Here is a 17369-nt window from a genome sequence, read left to right on the forward strand (position 1 = left end):
GACAATTTGATAATTAGATAATTTTAGATGGTTAACAAAATTTTCTTTCGAATCCTTCTAAAATCTAAAATCTAAAATCTAAATTTATTTATGATGGATCTACTAAGAATAAAGGTTGATCAAATTCAACTGGTGACATATCGTCAACAAGAATTTTTACAATTTTACCTGAAACTTCTGATTCGATTTCGTTGAATAATTTCATTGCTTCAATTACACAAAGAACATCACCTTTTGCGATAGTGCTTCCTACTTCTGTGAAAACTGGTTTATCTGGAGATGGTTTTCTATAGAATGTTCCAATGATTGGAGATTTTATAGTAACATATTTAGAATCTGCAGCAGCAGGCGCCTGAGTTTCAGCAGCAGTATTTACAACTATTGGAGCTGTAACTTGCGGTGTAGCTTGCGGCAATGCAGCCTGAGCTGGTAATTGCTGTACATAAGTAGTCTCAGTAACATTTCCTTCTAAAGTTGTTCTAATAGTGATTTTTACATCATCCATTTCTAACTTAACTTCTGCAACTCCCGAATTTGCTACAAATTTGATTAGGTTTTGAATTTCTTTTAAATCCATAATGATTCGTTTTTAGTTTTAATTTATTTTTTATCGTAAGCCCATTTTAAGTAAATAGATCCCCATGTGAATCCACCACCAAATGCAGCAAAAATAACATTATCTCCTTTTTTAAGCTTATCTTCAAAGTCAGCTAATACTAATGGTAAAGTTCCAGAAGTAGTATTTCCATATCTTTCGATATTAACTAATACTTTAGAATCTTCTAACTCTAATCTTCCGGCTGTAGCATCAATAATACGCTTATTAGCCTGATGCGGCACTAACCAGTCAACATCCTGATTTGTTAAATTATTTCTTTTCAGAATCAATTCGCTTGCATCGGCCATATTAGTAACAGCAAATTTGAAAACTGTTTTTCCGTCTTGCATAATATTGTGCTGTCTGTTTTTTACAGTTTCTTCGCTTGGCGGAATCAAAGAACCTCCGGCAGGAATTTTAAGAAAATCGCGTCCTACACCATCACTTCTTAAATATTCATCCTGTAAACCTAAACCTTCATAATTTGGTTCAAACAATACTGCTCCAGCTCCATCACCAAAAATAATACAAGTTGCCCTGTCTGTATAATCTACAATTGATGACATTTTATCGGCACCAATTAATAATACTTTTTTATATCTTCCAGATTGTACATAAGCCGCAGCAGTAGACATTCCGTATAAGAAACTTGAACAAGCTGCCTGCAAATCGTATGCGAATGCGTTTGTAGCTCCAATGTGTGTTGCAACATAAACTCCTGTAGAAGCCACCATCATATCTGGTGTTGCAGTTGCCATTATAACCATATCAATTTCTAAAGGATCAATATTAGCTTTTGCTATTAAATCCTTTGCTGCTTGTATGGCAAGGTACGACGTTCCTTTATCAGCATCTTTAAGAATTCTTCTTTCTTTAATTCCTGTACGAGTGGTAATCCATTCGTCATTGGTATCTACCATTGTTTCCAATACTTTGTTAGAAAGCACAAAGTCTGGAACGTAGCCTCCAACAGCGGTAATTGCGGCTGTGATTGTATTCATTATATTCTATTATTTCCTTTCAAATATTATTATTTGAAAAATTTTTAAAAGACTTGAAAATTACAAAAAAAAACGAAGCGAATTTGCCTGTATTTTCTTAAAAAACGAAAATTATAACCAACAAAAAAAACTCTCACTATGTGAGAGTTCCAGTATAATTTACAAAAACGTATTAAGCAACCGCTTCAGATTTATCGATAACAACTTGCCCTCTGTAGTACATTTTACCTTCATGCCAGTAAGCTCTGTGGTATAAATGTGCCTCACCTGTAATAGGACATGTAGCGATTTGAGCTACAGTAGCTTTATAATGTGTTCTTCTCTTATCTCTTCTTGTTTTCGAGGTTTTTCTCTTAGGATGTGCCATTTTACTATATTATTTATCCGTTAATAGTTTCTTTAATTTTTCCCAACGCGGGTCAATATCTTCTTCTTTATTACTCTCTTCCTTCTGTTCTTTTACGCTTAATTCATTCAATTTTGTTAAAGCTTCGGTTTGTAATGTACCGTCTTTAACGCCAGGATGAATTCTTTTTTGGGGCACCGAAAGTGCAATCATTTCATAAATGTATTGTGACACATCTAATTCATGTTCTCCATGTGGCAAAATCAACAATTCTTCATTATCATTATTGAACTCATCTCCAAAACGAACAATTAACTTCATTTTCCCTTTAATAGGTAAATCAAAATCTTCGCCGGTTAAATCACAAGGCACATTTACTGTCCCTTTGTGTTTGAATTCTAACTCTAACATGTTGCTTTTCTTATCGAAAACCAAATTCACTTTAATATCTGAACTTTGAAACTCTTCATAGTCAAAGTCCTTAAAGAACGTGTTATTTATTTGATACTCAAAATGGTGTTTTCCCAGCTTTAACCCTATAAAAGGAATTAAAAATTCTTTTGATTTGCTCATTTCAACATCAATTTGTTTAATTCAAATACAAAACTACATATCTGAATTGGGGTGCAAAGATATAAAATTATTATAAATCTAATAATCTTATTCACCTTTTTTTGTTTATAACTGTTTTTCTTTTATTTTAAGAGGTTTTTCGCTAATCTCCTCATACTGATTACGCGAGCGAAAAATATCAAGCGCAAGATAAACTGCTTCTTTAAACGAATTAAAATCGGCCATGTCTTTTCCAGCAATATCGTATGCTGTGCCATGATCTGGCGATGTTCTAACCTTATTTAGTCCGGCAGTATAATTAACTCCTTTTCCAAATGAAAGCGTCTTAAAAGGAATCAATCCCTGATCGTGATACGTTGCTACAATAGCATCATATTTTTCATATTGGCCGCTTCCAAAAAATCCATCGGCAGAAAATGGACCAAAAACCATAGTACCGCTGTCAAATATTTTCTTCAAAACGGGTTTTAAGATCAAATCTTCTTCTTTTCCAATAACACCGCCGTCACCGCTATGAGGATTTAACCCTAAAACTGCGATTTTTGGCTTTACTATACTAAAATCCTGAATAAGGGATTTTCTGACGGTTTCGATTTTTCTGGTAATTAATTCTTCAGTCAAATGAGATGAAACTTCATTTAACGGAACGTGGTCTGTCAACAAACCAACTCTTAAATTATCCTGAACCATCATCATCAGTGCATTTCCTTCTAATTCCTGATCCAGATAATCGGTATGTCCCGGAAATTTAAAATCTTCTGACTGGATATTATATTTATTAATTGGTGCTGTAACTAAAACATCAATCAAACCTTCTTTTAAAGCTTTAGTAGCTGCTACAAAAGATTTTATTGCATACTCACCAATTTTTTCATTATTAGTACCTAAATTAATATCTACTCCTTCTCTCCAAAGATTCAATACATTTACTTTTCCCGGAATTACCTGTTCCAATTTATCAACACCATGAAACTGCACGGTCGAAGTAAAACTTTTTTTAACGAAAGAAAGGATTTTAGCATTTGCAAAAATAACAGGTGTACACAATTCTAACATTCGGGAATCTTCGAATGTTTTTAGTATAACTTCGCTTCCAATACCGTTTAAATCTCCAACTGAAATTCCAACAATTATATTTTCTGCTTTTTTATTCATGAGCTCAGCTTATTTATTACTAATTTTGATGTGCAAATTTAGTAAAATAAAACTACAATGTTTACAGGAATTATTGAAACCCTTGGAAGAATCCACGAAATACAAAAAGACAAAAACAATCTGCATGTTACTGTTGAGTCTTCGATCACTAACGAATTAAAAATTGACCAGAGCGTTTCGCATAACGGAATATGCCTTACGGTTGTTGCTATAAAAGATTCACACTATACAGTTACTGCTATTGAAGAAACGATTTTAAAAACCAATATTGGCGACTGGAAAGCTAATGACATTGTAAATCTAGAAAGAGGAATGAAGCTTGGCGACCGTCTTGACGGACATATTGTTCAGGGCCACGTAGACCAAACGGGAACTTGTACCAAAATTGAAGAAGCAAACGGAAGCTGGAATTATACTTTTGAATACAATCAAACTTTAAACAATATTACAATTGAAAAAGGATCAATTACTGTAAACGGAGTCAGTTTAACTGTTGTAAATTCTAAAACAAACGAATTTAGCGTTTCGATAATCCCTTATACTTTTGAAAATACCAATTTTAAAGATTTCAAAGTAGGTACTAAAATAAATTTAGAGTTTGATGTTGTTGGAAAATACATTTCAAGACTCTACGCGATTAACAAATAATCAAGAAAAATTACTGCATAAAAAAAGCTTCGATTTAAATTGAAGCTTTTTTTATTTTGTTTCGGTATATAATTGTCATTCCTAAAACGAATCCTGCTGCAATTAGATACGGTATATGATCATTAATTGGCAAACCTGGAGGCGTTATATCATCATCATCAGTTGTTGATGCTGTTCCTGATGTTTTAGCTGCTTGGGGCGGCGGTGGCGGCGTGTTGTCAGCAAAAGTAACCGACACACTCGATACAATTAAAAAAAGTGCTAATAATATATTCCTTATCTTCATAGGTTAAACGTGCTGAAATTCAATAAATAATACTAGGGGCAAATATTTTTATAGAGATACATCACAAAAATGTTATCTACACGGAAATTCTTTGGCAAAAGTATACGATTTTTACAAAAAAACAACTTTAAAATCAATAAAGTGATGTAAAAATAATATACGTAATACTGAGAGACTTAGATCTAAAAACAACAAAATTCAGATAAAAAACATCTAAAAATCTATTTATCTTTTTCATTTTCCTTACTTACAAAACATATATTAAACTCTGTATTTCAGACATTTATTGTACATAAACTCAAATTTTAAAATCAAAAGGGATTTTAAGCAAGACTTTAAAATTTCTTAAAAAACGCAGCCAGATATTTTTTTTTAAAAAACTGGCTAAATTTCAATAAGTCAGAAAGAACTGTAGTTTAAAACGCTGAAAAAATATTAAATTCTTTCTTTTTCAAATTCTAAGAACAATCAAATATTTTTGAATTAATATATTTGCATTCAATAAATTCATAAAAAAGACCTTAAGACTTCTTTGAGTCAAAAACAGCCATTAATAAATGAAAAATAAATATACAGTTGGAAGTTTGTATGCAGGCGTAGGCGGTATATGTTTAGGTTTTGAAAAAGCTGGTTTTAATTTGAAATGGGCCAATGAATTTGACAAAAAAGCCTGCGTTACCTACAGAAACAATTTCAAACATAATCTAATTGAAGGCGATGTCATGGATCTTGATGTAAAAACGCTTGAACAAGTAGATATTTTAACTGCCGGTTTTCCCTGTCAGCCTTTTTCACTTGCCGGTCACCGAAAAGGTTTTGATGACAGAAGAGGAAATCATTTTTTTAAGATTCTGGATTTCATTGACGAAATAAGACCCAAAGTGGTTTTTCTTGAAAATGTCAAAAATCTAAAAGGGCACGATAAAGGGAACACATTAAAAGTTATAAAAAGCGAAATCAAAAAGCGCAATTATACTTTTGACAGTTCTATTTTAAACACCAAAGATTTTGGAAATACGCCGCATAACAGAGAGCGACTTTTCATGATTGCTTTTGACAAAGACTTCTTAAATAATAAAAGTTTTAAGTTTAAATTCCCTGAAAAGGAACAATTAACGAAGTCTATTAAAGATTTAATTATTACAGAAAAAGTTTCTGATAAATTTTATTATGGCGAGGAGAAGTACATGTACAATAAACTAAAGGAAGCGGTTGTAAACAAGAATCACATCTATCAATTTAGAAGACAATATGTTAGAGAAAACAAATCGGGCTTATGCCCTACTCTAACAGCCAATATGGGAACGGGCGGACACAACGTCCCGATCATTACAACCGATTTTGGCTTTAGAAAACTGACTCCAAGAGAATGTTTTAGACTTCAGGGCTTTCCTGATGATTACAAACTGCCTCCAATTTCCAATTCAAGCTTATATAAACAAGCAGGAAATTCGGTTAGCATGCCGGTTATTCAAAGACTGGCTGAAGAAATTTTTAAGGTTATCCAAAAAGTCGAAGCAAAAGAAAAGAAGAAAGAAAAAGTATAAAATCAACTCTTTTTTTCTTCTGTTTTTATTTTTGAAGATTCAATTTCTTCTTGAATTTTTGCCACACAAGTATCCAATTCTTTTTGAACTTCTTTACTCCAAAACCGAATTACTTTCCATTTTTTCGAAATCAAAAAAGCGTTGACTTCAATATCACGTTTCCTATTTCGTTCGATTTTCGGAATCCAATAATCACGATTTGATTTGATTCGCAATTGCTGCGTTTCCCAATCTTTACCGTGAAAAAATTCGCTGTCAATAAAAATGGCGATTTTATACTTTGCAAAAGTCAAATCCGGCTTACCGAATATTTTTTTATTATTCTTTCGATAGCGATAACCCAATTCCCACAAAGCTTTGGCAAGCCTGACTTCTTGCGTAGTTAACGTGCTTTTTATAGCCTGCATATTTTTTCTCCGTTGTTCGGGAGTTAAATTATCCATCTGAAGATCAAATTTGTTTCTGACACATAAAGTTAGGTATTTAAGAAATATGGAAGTTTAATTATTCTTGCGTAAAAATTTCATTTTTCACAGCTAAAAACAAAAAAGCCTCTACATTTCTGTAAAGGCTTTTTGAATAAGATTTATTCTTAAATTATTTATTGATTAGCTTTTCAAGCCTTTGCATCATTTCATCTTTCTCTTTTAACATTCTCTCATACAGACCAATCTTTTCTTCGTGAAGCTTTAAAATTTCTTGTAATGGATTAACATTATAAGTGCCACCAGAATTACCGATAAATGCTTCATCGTGAAAAATATTTGAAATAATATTAATTGCCTGCTCCTCATCAAAATTCTGAAAGGCTTCAACAGGAATCTTTAATACAGCAGAAATTTGTTTCAGCAGATTTTCTTCAATTACATCTTTCTGCTCCAGTAGAGAAATTTTCTTTTGATTCCAGTCTTCTCCCAAATCATAAGCCAATGCCTCTTGCTTTATATTAAGCATTTCTCTGAAACGTTTTACGTTTCTTCCCTGATGTATTTTTTGTTCCATAATGAATATTAATTTTTCTAAAGCCCTAAATATAAGGGCACGCGAATTAAAAATCTGATTTTCAAAGATAGAAAAATATCCTTTAAAACATTCTTTTGTCAGATATTATCGATATTTTGAAGAAGCTTCTCTTTTAAAGAATTGGAATAGATGTATATAAATCCTTTGTCGTAAGAAAACAAAAAAGCCTCTACATTTCTGTAAAGGCTTTCTATTTCTAAAGAAGTGGTCCCACCTGGGCTCGAACCAGGGACCACCTGATTATGAGTCAGGTGCTCTAACCAGCTGAGCTATAGGACCGGTTTAGAGGATGCAATATTACTACTATTTTTCGTTCACTCCAAATATTTTAAGACATGATTTGCATTTAATTTCAATTCAAAGTCCCAGTATTCAAAACAAGATTGATTTTCAAGACCTTATTTAAAAACAAAAAGTGATATTTTTTATTTAATTTCCTGACAAAGCTCCACCAAAACGCCATTTGTGTTCTTCGGATGCAGGAAAACTACCAATTTATTGTCGGCACCTTTCTTCGGGACTTCGTTTATCAGCACAAAACCTTCACTTTTTAAGCGTGAAATTTCGGCATGAATATCATCAACATCAAAAGCGATGTGATGAATTCCTTCTCCTTTCTTTTCCAGAAACTTTGCAATTGGACTTTCGGGATTTGTCGCCACTAAAAGTTCAATCTTGTTATTTCCGGTTTGAAAAAACGAAGTCAAAACGCCTTCACTTTCTACCGCTTCCATTTTATAAGACGGAACGCCAAGCATTTTTTCGAACAATACATTTGCATCATCCATATTTTTTACCGCGATTCCGATATGTTCTATTTTATTAACCATGACTTTCTATTATTGATTAATGTAAGTATTAAAATAACCGCATTCAGCAATTACATCTTTATAGTATTGAGTGTCTGAATAATCCTTTTTCAAGGTTTTAAAACCGTTCCAGGCAATAAAATTAATTTTATCATCTTCAATACTCCACCAGTTTGTAACATTATTGTATTTATTATTATAATATTCGTTTCGTTCGCATTTAGCAATCAAATACACACATTTTGCTTTTTGCTCTTTTGTCGTTGCAGCCTGCAGCGCTTTTTGATAATAGGTTTTAGAAACATCACAATTCGTAATCATTTTTTTCATCGAATCTCTAAACGAATATGGACTTGAACCGTAACCTACAATACTAATTTCATAAAAAGTTCTTCCGTTTCCAAAATGCGAAATATTATAAAATGCATTCCCCAGCAGTAAACTATTCGTATAAACATCTTCTTTTTGAGCCAGTTTATCCTGCATTTCTTTTACGGTATTTAGAAAATCAATAAAAGTATATTTTCTTTTTTGATACGCCGCATGATCGCAATCGTGACAATCTTTAATACTTCCGTTAAACGGATTCCCTAAAAATTTATAATACTGAACCGAATCAGTTTCCTTCATAAAAGTAATCGCTTCAGGAATTTTATTTTTAAAAGTTGCCTGAACCGCTTGGAAATTGCTAATATCTTTCAATTTTAAACTATAAATTCCAGCACCAATTTTTTCAATTTCGGTTTTATTTGGCTTTGCTAAAAACGTTTTTATATCCAGCAGATTTTTTTCATTGTCATAAAATGCATTTCCGTCATTCCAGTAACTGTAACGTGATTCACCAAAAATCTCCGACATTACCGGATCTGATTTTCCTTTATAAAGTGCAGACAAATAACTTCTGCTCCATGAAGAAGCATTTTGATAACGAAACTCTCCTTCTTTATATGTTTTTGGAAGTTCATAATACAGCCAGTTTAAATCGGCAAGAATTGTTTTCTCATTTTTATCCGTCAGTTTATCAATTTTATTCAAATTATTTACAAAACGCAATAAACGAAGCTGCATTCCCGCCAATTCTGTTTTCGGAAGTGTTTTTACTGCTTTATCAAAACTTTTATCCGCATTTGCATAATCGCCTTTTAAAGTTTGTAGATATCCCAAAGACAAATCCCATAAATAAGGTCTTGCCGTATTATCTGCTGCCGAAATTTTGGCAATTAAATCAAAAGCACTTTTATCTATTTTAGATTGATTTTCGGTTTTATTCTCCGCAACCGTTTGGTTTTTCACCGGCTGATTTTCTTCTGCTTTTTGCTGAAATGAATTATTAAGCGCTTGTTCTTGTTTGTTTACCAATCTTGTGGCCAGATAATTTAAGTGTTCACTTTTTGGATCTAACTCATAAATTTTTTCAATAGCTTGTTTTTCATCTTTATAAAATCCGTGAATCGCCCAAAGCGCCGCTTTCTCTTTATTATTTTTTGCCATTGCCAGCGATTTTGTCCAGTCAGCTTCATTTTTGGGATGAAAACTATAAGCCGTAACAATTCTCAGTTCCGGACATTTATCAAAAACCTGTGCGTACAAATAATTCGAAACTGCATATTTTTTCTGCTGATAATTAATTCCGGCAACGTATGAAAGTGCACGATAATACAATACATTTTTAGGAACAGAACTTTCGGTTTTATTAAAAAAGTCAATTGCTTTTTGTTTGCTGTTGCTGTAAAAACGAGCTTTCATCGTTAGAAACCAATATCTGTTTTTCAAAAACGAATCTGCAGTTGTGTTGTAAACATTTTCGATCGACTGAATCATTTGCAAATCATTAAAAGTTTTGGCCACAACAGGATCGTAACTCCAATAATCTTCGCCAATTGAAACCGTTTCTATTTTTTGAGCCAAATACAAAAACTCCACAAAGCTTTTCACTTTTGCATCTTTCAACGGCATTTTTTTGCCCCATTTTACAGAGGAAGCATTTTGCTTTTTGTTTTTATAGAAGACATGAAGGTCTGTGATTTCTTCTTTGTTTTTAATGGTGTTTTTTTCATCAGAATAATATCTTGGCTTATCATCTCCAATTAAAAAATAATTTACAGTCGTAGTATCAACAACACCTTTTAGATAAGTTCCCCAATCTGATTTTATGTTTTCATTGAAACGGGAATTGTGTTTCGTGTCAAAACCAACTCCGTAAAAAATATCTCCGGCCAAAAACAAGGGCGAATATGATTTATCTGCAAAAGTTTCGGGCGTGAAATTAGAGTTGTATCCAAAAAAATCCCAATCGTCACCGCCGCCGCAGGCATTTAGTATTCCGTAAACCGAAAGTATCGTAACACTAGAAACAAGAAATAACTTGCTCAAAAATATTCTTTTCATAACTTTTTAAATTGAATTCGTCTAAATCGTAAAATATAATTTCTTTTGGGGCTTTCGCCGAATTTTCGCTTAAGTCTTCTCCCATTTCTTTTAAATCATCGGCAGAAATCGATTCTATTTTAAGGAGATCGTTTTCTTCATAATAAACACCATTTTTATAATTTGATTGTCTGGCTTTAAAAAAAATGGAATTTATCTGAACAAAGTTTTTATCCTTTTTGAGTTCGCTGAAATTCAGTTTCGAACGAAGTCCAACAACTTTATTATTTCTGATATGAACCGCCCACGAATATATTGGCAATGCATAATCAAGATTAAGCGGATATTTCTTTAAACTCTTCAAATAATTTGCCGAGATTTTTTGGCTGTAAATAGAATTTAAGGAATCCGGAGCGATAGTTCCCATATTGTAAAACATTAAAACGCCATGATCTACATTCGGGATTTTCGTTTTTCTGAAATATTTAACCTGATGAAGCCTTATTGTGGCTGAGAGTTTTTTCTGCGAAAGCTTTTTAATCTGTTCAATAAATTTAAGATAATTGTCCTTACTGTTTAATGTCCAGTCGCAGTCAATTTGAATTTCGGTATAATTGATTTTATTCTTTTTATTGATTTCGTCAATTAAATGAATCGTCTTTTTAGCCAGATCTTCAATATCAAGATTGGTTTGCAGCATTACTTTATTCTGAATAAAAACCACGGGAACAATTTCAAAACTGGTATTTTCCTGAAAATGAATTGGACTTATAGGAATTGGAGATTGCGTTTCGGGATGAAGTCCGATATCAAAATAACGAACATAGAGTTTGTGAACGTCATTCTCTTTTAAAACTTCTTTTTCTGTTTGAGAAAATTTCAAATTGGTTTTCCAATAATAAAAAGCAATTACAGGTTTGTTATTTTTACTGCAGGCAGAAAACAAAACAACCATTAAAACCAAGAAAATTCTTTTTATCAAAACCGGAGGAAATTATATTTGAACTCAAAAGTAAGAAATTATAGCCTATTGTTTATTTCTTATTCAAAAAAGGAAGTAAATCTAAAAGCTGTAAATCCTAATAAATGCCCAAAAAATTTCAATTAAAGCAAATATAATTGTTATTTTGTGCAATCAAATTTAAAAACCGCTATGTTTAAAAGCAAACTCAAATACATTTCATTTTTATTGGTATTATTAATGATGAGCTGCGCCAAAAGAGGCAGTATAACTGGCGGATTAAAAGATACATTGGCTCCTGTTTTGGTTTCGAGTACTCCTAAAAATTTCAGTACTGATTTTAAAGGAAACGAAATTACATTGGTTTTTGATGAATATGTAAAGTTGAAAAACCTCAACAAACAACTTGTTATTTCACCTCCAATGAAAAATGAGCCGTTGATTTATCCAACTGGTGTTAGTAAATTTTTAAACATAAAAATTAAAGATACTTTACAGCCCAACACAACGTATAGTTTTAATTTTGGACAAAGTATTACGGATAATAATGAAGGAAATGCGATAAACCAATTTAAATATGTTTTTTCGACTGGACCTTATATTGATTCGCTAAAACTTAGAGGAAGCATTAAGGATTCGTATGAAAAAAAGGTAGATAATTTTGTTTCTGTAATGTTGTATGAAGCAAATGATAAATACAAAGATTCTGTTATTTACAAAGATTTTCCGCGTTACGTTACCAATACTTTAGACAGTTTAAGAACTTTTGAATTTGAAAATTTAAAAGCCGGAAAATATCTTTTGGTTGCTTTAAAAGACAAATCAAGCAATAATAAATACAACCCAAAAGATGATAAAATTGGGTTTATCAAACATTTTATTACGGTGCCAAATGACACTGTTTTTGATTTAGAATTATTCAAGGAAACACTTCCGTTAAAAGCGGTAAAACCAATTCAGGCATCAGGAAACAGATTGCTTTTACCTTATGAAGGAAAACAAAATTTCAAGATCAACAAACCAACTATTGTACTTAAAAACAATGACCAGGTTCTTGAAACCATTGTAACGCAGTTTCCTAAAAAAGATTCGCTTCAGGTTTGGTATAAACCTTTAAAAGCCGATTCTTTATCTTTAGAAGTTAGTCGTGATACCTATAAAAAGAGGTTTACTTTTAGGGTAAAAGACCAGAAAAAGGACACGATGAACATTAAAGCGGTTCAAAACGGTATAATTAATTTTAGAGAAAGATTTACTTTAGAAACTGAAACGCCTTTGGTGAAATTCGATAAAACGAAAATTAAATTAGTTAATAAAGATTCGACAGCGGTTGATTTTACTACAGAATATGATGAATTCAATCAGAAGCTGTATGTTGATTTCAAAAAAGAACCTCAGGAAAAATACAACTTTACATTTTTCCCGGGCGCTTTGACTGATTTCTATGAAAAAACAAACGATACTTTATCGTATAAACTCTCCACAAAAGAAGCTGCCGATTACGGAAATTTAGTTTTGAATTTGAAAAATGTAAAACGTTTCCCGATCATTGTTGAAATAACAAACAAAAAAGGCGATGAAGTTTTGGCCAGCGAATATTCTGAAGGAAATACTAAAATTGAATTCAATTTATTAGTACCAACTCAGTTTACGGTTAGGATTATTTACGACGATAATAAAAACAAAATGTATGATGCCGGAAGTTTTCTCGACAAACGATACGCCGAAGAAGTTTTTTATTATCAGCAGGAAGTCGATGTCCGCAGTAATTGGGACGTTGATCAAAGCGTGGATTTAAGCATTCCTTACAGTCCCGAAATAGAGAAAAAAGAAGACGAGAAAAAAAGGAAAAAAGAGGAAAAGCAGCGAAAAGCTTTCTAGATTTTAACCTCAAAAATATCTTTATCGCTTAAAAAGTCGAGTTTTTTTCGAGTTTCCAGCATTTCATTTTTATCTAAATCAACGACAAAAACACCTTCTGTTTCTTGTGGTTCTAAAATGTAATTTCCTAAAAAGTCAACAACCTGCGAATGTCCTGTATGTTCGTAGTTATTGGCGTCAAGCCCAATTCTGTTTACACCCACAACATAACTTAGGTTTTCAATGGCACGTGCTTTAAGCAAAGCGTCCCAGGCGTTCGTGCGTACTTTGGGCCAGTTAGCAACGTATAAAAGTAAATCGTAATTTTCGACATTTCGCACAAAAACCGGGAAACGCAAGTCATAACAAACCTGCAGGCAGATTTTCCAATCCAGATAATCAACAATTACTTTTTGAGTTCCGGCGGTATAGAATTTATCTTCGCCGGCTAATGAAAACAAATGGCGTTTGTCATAATACTGCATTTCTCCCGACGGAAAAACAAAAAACATTCTGTTATAATAATTGCCATTTTCGGTAATAACCAAACTTCCTGTCACTGCACTATTTTTTTCTTTCGCAACAGCCTTCATCCACAAAATTGTTTCTCCTTCCATCGTTTCTGCAACTGCCGACGGATTCATAGTAAATCCTGTCGAAAACATTTCTGGCAAAACAATCAAATTGACCTGCTGATTGATGTGTCTTATTTTCGATTCAAAGTTTTTTCTGTTTGCAGAAGCCTCTTCCCAAACCAATTCTGATTGAATAAGTGCGATTTTCATTTTCCAAAAATACGAATTTTCAGCCAAAATTATTTTTTTAATGAAAAAGCTCGTTTTGCAAAATTTTCTCAAAACGTCTTTAAAAATCAAATGTTTTTAAGATTAAAAAAATACTTGGATAAATTTTATTGCAAAAAAAATGCAGTTATTGCAAAAAAAATGCAAATGTTTGAAATTAATCTATATATTTGATTTGCCAATAAAAAACCAAAAGAAAAACATGAAAACCAAACTATTATGAAAACAAAGCTTATTTCATTAGTGTTTATTGGAGGAATCATCTTCTCCACAAACGCCAAAGAGATTGCAATAAAAAAGCATCTTTTTGAACAACAAAGCAATCAAGTTGAAATTTCGGGCCAGATTTTAGGTCAGGATGACGGAATGCCAATTGCCGGAGCTACTATTTATGCCGAGAGCAATAATAAAATAGCAACAATATCTGATGAAAACGGAAAATTCAAATTGAAGGTTCCGGAAAATGAAGTTCATATTATTGTAAGTTACATGGGTTATGAAACTTTATCATTTGCCTTACTTAAAACTTCAGATTTAACGATTCGATTAAAACCTGCCGAAAATGTTCTGGAACAAGTTTTAGTTACAGCACTTGGAGTTAAAAAAAGCAGCAAATCTGTTGCTTACGCTGTTACCGAATTAAAAGGAACTGAATTTACAAAAGCGAAAGAAACTAATATTTCGAATGCATTAGTCGGGAAAATTGCCGGAGTAAACGTGAGCAGTACCTCAACCGGAGCAAATGGATCAACGAGAGTTGTAATTCGTGGAAACGGGTCTTTAAACGGAAACAATCAGCCAATGTATGTGGTTAACGATTTACCTATTGACAATACACAGCTTAATTTACCGGGAATTGGAAACGGTGCCGGTTCAACGAGAATAAATGTCGATCGTGGTGACGGAACTTCTGTTATCAATGCCGATGATATTAAAACGATTACGGTTTTAAAAGGTGGAACGGCTGCCGCACTTTATGGTGCAAATGCGGCAAACGGTGTAATTTTAATTCAAACGAAAAGAGGTTCTGCCCAAAAAGGAATTGGGGTTGAATATAATTCTTCATTTACATTCGAAACACCTTCGATTATTCCTGACTGGCAATATGAATATGGTTCTGGAGCAAACGGAAAGAAACCAACCACGCAGGCAGAAGCTGTTGCAGCCGGACGCTGGTCTTGGGGTGCTAAAATTGACGGAAGCAACGTAGTTCAGTTTGACGGTGTTTCAAGACCTTATGTGGCGCAAAAAAATAACATTAAAAATTTCTACGAAACAGGAACAACATTTATTAACTCTCTTGCTTTATCCGGAGGAAATGAAAAAGCTACAGGCCGACTTTCGTTCTCGAATATGGATAACCAAAGTGTGGTTCCAAATTCTGATTTTAACCGTAAAAGCATCAACATTGCGAGTAATGTGAACTTAACAAACTGGTTAAAATTTGATGTTGTAGCACAATATAATTTAGAAAAATCCAACAACAGAGTAACGGTTTCTGATGCGGAGGCAAATCCAAACTGGGGGACTTACATGATTGGTAATACGGTTGACATTCGAAATCTTGCCCCAGGTTATGATGCCAACGGAATTGAAGAAGCATGGAATCCTGTTGCTGTAGCAACAAACCCTTATTTTGTTGTTAATAAAATTAAAAACAAAGACACTAAAAATCGTTTCATCGGGATGTTGAACGTAAAGGTGAATTTTACTCCTGAGTTATTCCTTCAAGGTAGAGTTGGACAAGATTATACGGATTATGATTTCTTCGGATACATTCCAAAAACAACTTTAAACAATCCGGTTGGATATGCGCAGGGTTCAAAAATGAAATTATCAAACATCAATTCTGAAGCCATTCTTAATTATACCAAAAAGAATTTCTATAATGATTTCTCTTTAAATGCTTTAGTTGGAGTTAACTCTCGTACTACGTTGAGAGACGAAACCAGAGTGGAAGGTTCAAATTTTGTATTAAATGATTTTTATGCTTTAAGCAATTTATCAACCTTGGCTTATAGTTATCCTTACGGAAAAACTAAAACCAACTCGGTTTACGGCGCTGCCGATTTTGATTATAAAAACATTGTATTTTTAAATGTAACAGGTCGTCAGGATTGGTTTTCTACTCTTTCAAAAGAAAACAATACGGTATTTTATCCTTCTATTGGAACAAGTATAATTGTTTCGGATATTATAACACTGCCGGAATTTGTTTCGTTTGCTAAACTAAGAAGTTCATGGGCAGAAGTGGGAGGCGCAACGCCAGATCCTTATGCATTGAACCAATCGTACTCTATGATTCAGGGCGGACATAACGGCCAGCAGGTTCAGGGGCCAACAAGTTCAAGAGTTCCAAATGCGACTTTAAGTCCGTTGACATCCACAACATTTGAGATTGGAACAGATTTAGGATTTTTCAACAATCGTTTAAATCTTGATTTTGCTTGGTACAACCGTGCGACTACAAACGATATTGTTGAAACTACAATTTCAACAGCTTCCGGAGCTAATACTGCTTTATTGAATTTAGGAAAAATGAGAAACAGAGGGGTTGAGTTTTTAGTAAGCGGTAAAATCATCAATTCTGATAAATTCTCTTGGGATGCAAGTTTCAACGGATCATACAACGAAAATAAAGTTGAAGCACTTACAGATCAGTTAAACTCGATTACAATGGCAACTTCTGTAAACGGATATGTAACGATTACAAGTGATGTTGGACGTCCGTACAGTATCATAAAAGGGTACAGACCTCGTAAAGATGCTAACGGAAATACGGTTTATAATGTAAGCGGCGGATCTGCAACTATTGCACAGGGACCGCTTGAAGAATTAGGTCAGGGTGTTCATCCTTGGGCTGCGGGACTTACCAACGAATTCAAATACAAAAACATTTCATTGAGCTTTTTAATCGACGGGAAATTTGGCGGAAGCTTATATTCTGGAACAAACTTATACGGAACTCGTATGGGATTGACAAAATTAACGCTTGAAGGTCGTGAAAGCGGTTTACCAATTAAAGGTGTTGACGTTAACGGAAATCCGGTTGATATGGTAATTGCTCCGGAAAACCTAAGAACGTATTATGATGGTTTAAGAAATATTTCTTCTGAATTTGTTTATGATGCAAGTTTCATCAAATTAAGACAAGTAATTCTGGGTTACGATTTACCTATTGAAAAAATAAAAGGATTATCAAAACTTCAGGGAGTTTCGGTTTCATTTGTGGCAAGAAACTTATTTATTCTTTACAAGAAAACACCAAACGTAGATCCTGAATCTGTATTTAGTGCCGGAAATGCTCAGGGTGTAGAACAATTTGGAGTACCAAAAACAAGAAGTTTCGGTTTAAACTTAAATGTCAAATTTTAAGCTTGCTTTATTTCTAA

16 protein-coding genes and 1 tRNA gene are annotated in these 17369 nt (G+C 33.2%); 4 read left to right on the forward strand and 13 right to left on the reverse strand.

Annotated elements, in window-relative coordinates:
- Positions 1 to 88: 88 nt before the first annotated feature.
- The 5 genes from accB to pdxA form a co-directional block, all read right to left on the reverse strand.
- Positions 89 to 577: an acetyl-CoA carboxylase biotin carboxyl carrier protein gene (gene accB / locus FLAPXU55_RS05675; RefSeq protein ID WP_053473304.1), complete on the reverse strand. Its 489-nt coding sequence runs from the start codon at positions 575 to 577 to the stop codon at positions 89 to 91.
- Between the two features lie 23 nt (positions 578 to 600).
- The gene (locus FLAPXU55_RS05680) at positions 601 to 1599 is read right to left on the reverse strand and encodes a beta-ketoacyl-ACP synthase III (RefSeq protein ID WP_180856914.1); all 999 of its coding nucleotides are present in this window, start codon (positions 1597 to 1599) and stop codon (positions 601 to 603) included.
- A 172-nt stretch (positions 1600 to 1771) separates the two neighbouring features.
- The gene (gene rpmF, locus FLAPXU55_RS05685) at positions 1772 to 1966 is read right to left on the reverse strand and encodes a 50S ribosomal protein L32 (RefSeq protein ID WP_008465217.1); all 195 of its coding nucleotides are present in this window, start codon (positions 1964 to 1966) and stop codon (positions 1772 to 1774) included.
- Between the two features lie 9 nt (positions 1967 to 1975).
- Positions 1976 to 2518 (reverse strand): YceD family protein, encoded by a 543-nt coding sequence (locus FLAPXU55_RS05690; RefSeq protein ID WP_053473306.1) that lies wholly within the window; start codon positions 2516 to 2518, stop codon positions 1976 to 1978.
- 105 nt (positions 2519 to 2623) lie between these two features.
- On the reverse strand, positions 2624 to 3673 hold the full coding sequence (gene pdxA, locus FLAPXU55_RS05695) for a 4-hydroxythreonine-4-phosphate dehydrogenase PdxA (RefSeq protein WP_180856915.1): 1050 nt from the start codon (positions 3671 to 3673) through the stop codon (positions 2624 to 2626).
- A gap of 57 nt (positions 3674 to 3730) precedes the next feature.
- Here pdxA and FLAPXU55_RS05700 point away from each other — a divergent pair, with 57 nt between their 5' ends.
- The gene (locus FLAPXU55_RS05700) at positions 3731 to 4321 is read left to right on the forward strand and encodes a riboflavin synthase (RefSeq protein ID WP_180856916.1); all 591 of its coding nucleotides are present in this window, start codon (positions 3731 to 3733) and stop codon (positions 4319 to 4321) included.
- 34 nt (positions 4322 to 4355) lie between these two features.
- On the opposite strand, the gene FLAPXU55_RS05705 is transcribed toward FLAPXU55_RS05700, so the two are convergent.
- Positions 4356 to 4607: a hypothetical protein gene (locus FLAPXU55_RS05705; protein ID WP_123924603.1), complete on the reverse strand. Its 252-nt coding sequence runs from the start codon at positions 4605 to 4607 to the stop codon at positions 4356 to 4358.
- A gap of 557 nt (positions 4608 to 5164) precedes the next feature.
- Between FLAPXU55_RS05705 and dcm the strand changes: the two genes are divergently transcribed.
- Positions 5165 to 6154, forward strand: coding sequence for a DNA (cytosine-5-)-methyltransferase (dcm, locus tag FLAPXU55_RS05710; protein ID WP_180856917.1), 990 nt, complete (start codon positions 5165 to 5167; stop codon positions 6152 to 6154).
- A 2-nt stretch (positions 6155 to 6156) separates the two neighbouring features.
- Here the strand turns inward: dcm and FLAPXU55_RS05715 are convergent, their stop codons facing one another.
- The 6 genes from FLAPXU55_RS05715 to FLAPXU55_RS05740 form a co-directional block, all read right to left on the reverse strand.
- Positions 6157 to 6597, reverse strand: coding sequence for a very short patch repair endonuclease (locus tag FLAPXU55_RS05715; RefSeq protein ID WP_180856918.1), 441 nt, complete (start codon positions 6595 to 6597; stop codon positions 6157 to 6159).
- A 154-nt stretch (positions 6598 to 6751) separates the two neighbouring features.
- Positions 6752 to 7156 (reverse strand): helix-turn-helix domain-containing protein, encoded by a 405-nt coding sequence (locus FLAPXU55_RS05720; RefSeq protein ID WP_180856919.1) that lies wholly within the window; start codon positions 7154 to 7156, stop codon positions 6752 to 6754.
- Positions 7157 to 7382: 226 nt separating this feature from the next.
- Positions 7383 to 7456, reverse strand: a tRNA-Ile gene (locus FLAPXU55_RS05725).
- Positions 7457 to 7602: 146 nt separating this feature from the next.
- Positions 7603 to 8007 carry a methylmalonyl-CoA epimerase gene (gene mce / locus FLAPXU55_RS05730; RefSeq protein WP_180856920.1) on the reverse strand — a complete coding sequence of 135 codons (405 nt, stop codon included), beginning with the start codon at positions 8005 to 8007 and terminating at the stop codon, positions 7603 to 7605.
- Between the two features lie 9 nt (positions 8008 to 8016).
- Positions 8017 to 10374 (reverse strand): hypothetical protein, encoded by a 2358-nt coding sequence (locus tag FLAPXU55_RS05735; RefSeq protein ID WP_180856921.1) that lies wholly within the window; start codon positions 10372 to 10374, stop codon positions 8017 to 8019.
- Positions 10334 to 11335, reverse strand: a complete 1002-nt coding sequence (locus FLAPXU55_RS05740; protein WP_180856922.1) for a hypothetical protein — start codon at positions 11333 to 11335, stop codon at positions 10334 to 10336. The genes FLAPXU55_RS05735 and FLAPXU55_RS05740 overlap by 41 nt, the downstream gene beginning before the upstream one ends.
- Before the next feature lie 171 nt (positions 11336 to 11506).
- Between FLAPXU55_RS05740 and FLAPXU55_RS05745 the strand changes: the two genes are divergently transcribed.
- Complete coding sequence (locus tag FLAPXU55_RS05745; RefSeq protein ID WP_180856923.1) at positions 11507 to 13195, forward strand: Ig-like domain-containing protein; 1689 nt, start codon at positions 11507 to 11509, stop codon at positions 13193 to 13195.
- On the opposite strand, the gene FLAPXU55_RS05750 is transcribed toward FLAPXU55_RS05745, so the two are convergent.
- On the reverse strand, positions 13192 to 13959 hold the full coding sequence (locus FLAPXU55_RS05750) for a nitrilase family protein (protein WP_180856924.1): 768 nt from the start codon (positions 13957 to 13959) through the stop codon (positions 13192 to 13194). The genes FLAPXU55_RS05745 and FLAPXU55_RS05750 overlap by 4 nt on opposite strands.
- Positions 13960 to 14196: 237 nt before the next feature.
- Between FLAPXU55_RS05750 and FLAPXU55_RS05755 the strand changes: the two genes are divergently transcribed.
- On the forward strand, positions 14197 to 17352 hold the full coding sequence (locus tag FLAPXU55_RS05755) for a SusC/RagA family TonB-linked outer membrane protein (protein WP_180856925.1): 3156 nt from the start codon (positions 14197 to 14199) through the stop codon (positions 17350 to 17352).
- Positions 17353 to 17369 lie beyond the last annotated feature (17 nt).

The organism is Flavobacterium panici (assembly GCF_903819335.1).
In the GTDB taxonomy this organism is placed as follows: Bacteria; Bacteroidota; Bacteroidia; order Flavobacteriales; family Flavobacteriaceae; genus Flavobacterium; species Flavobacterium panici.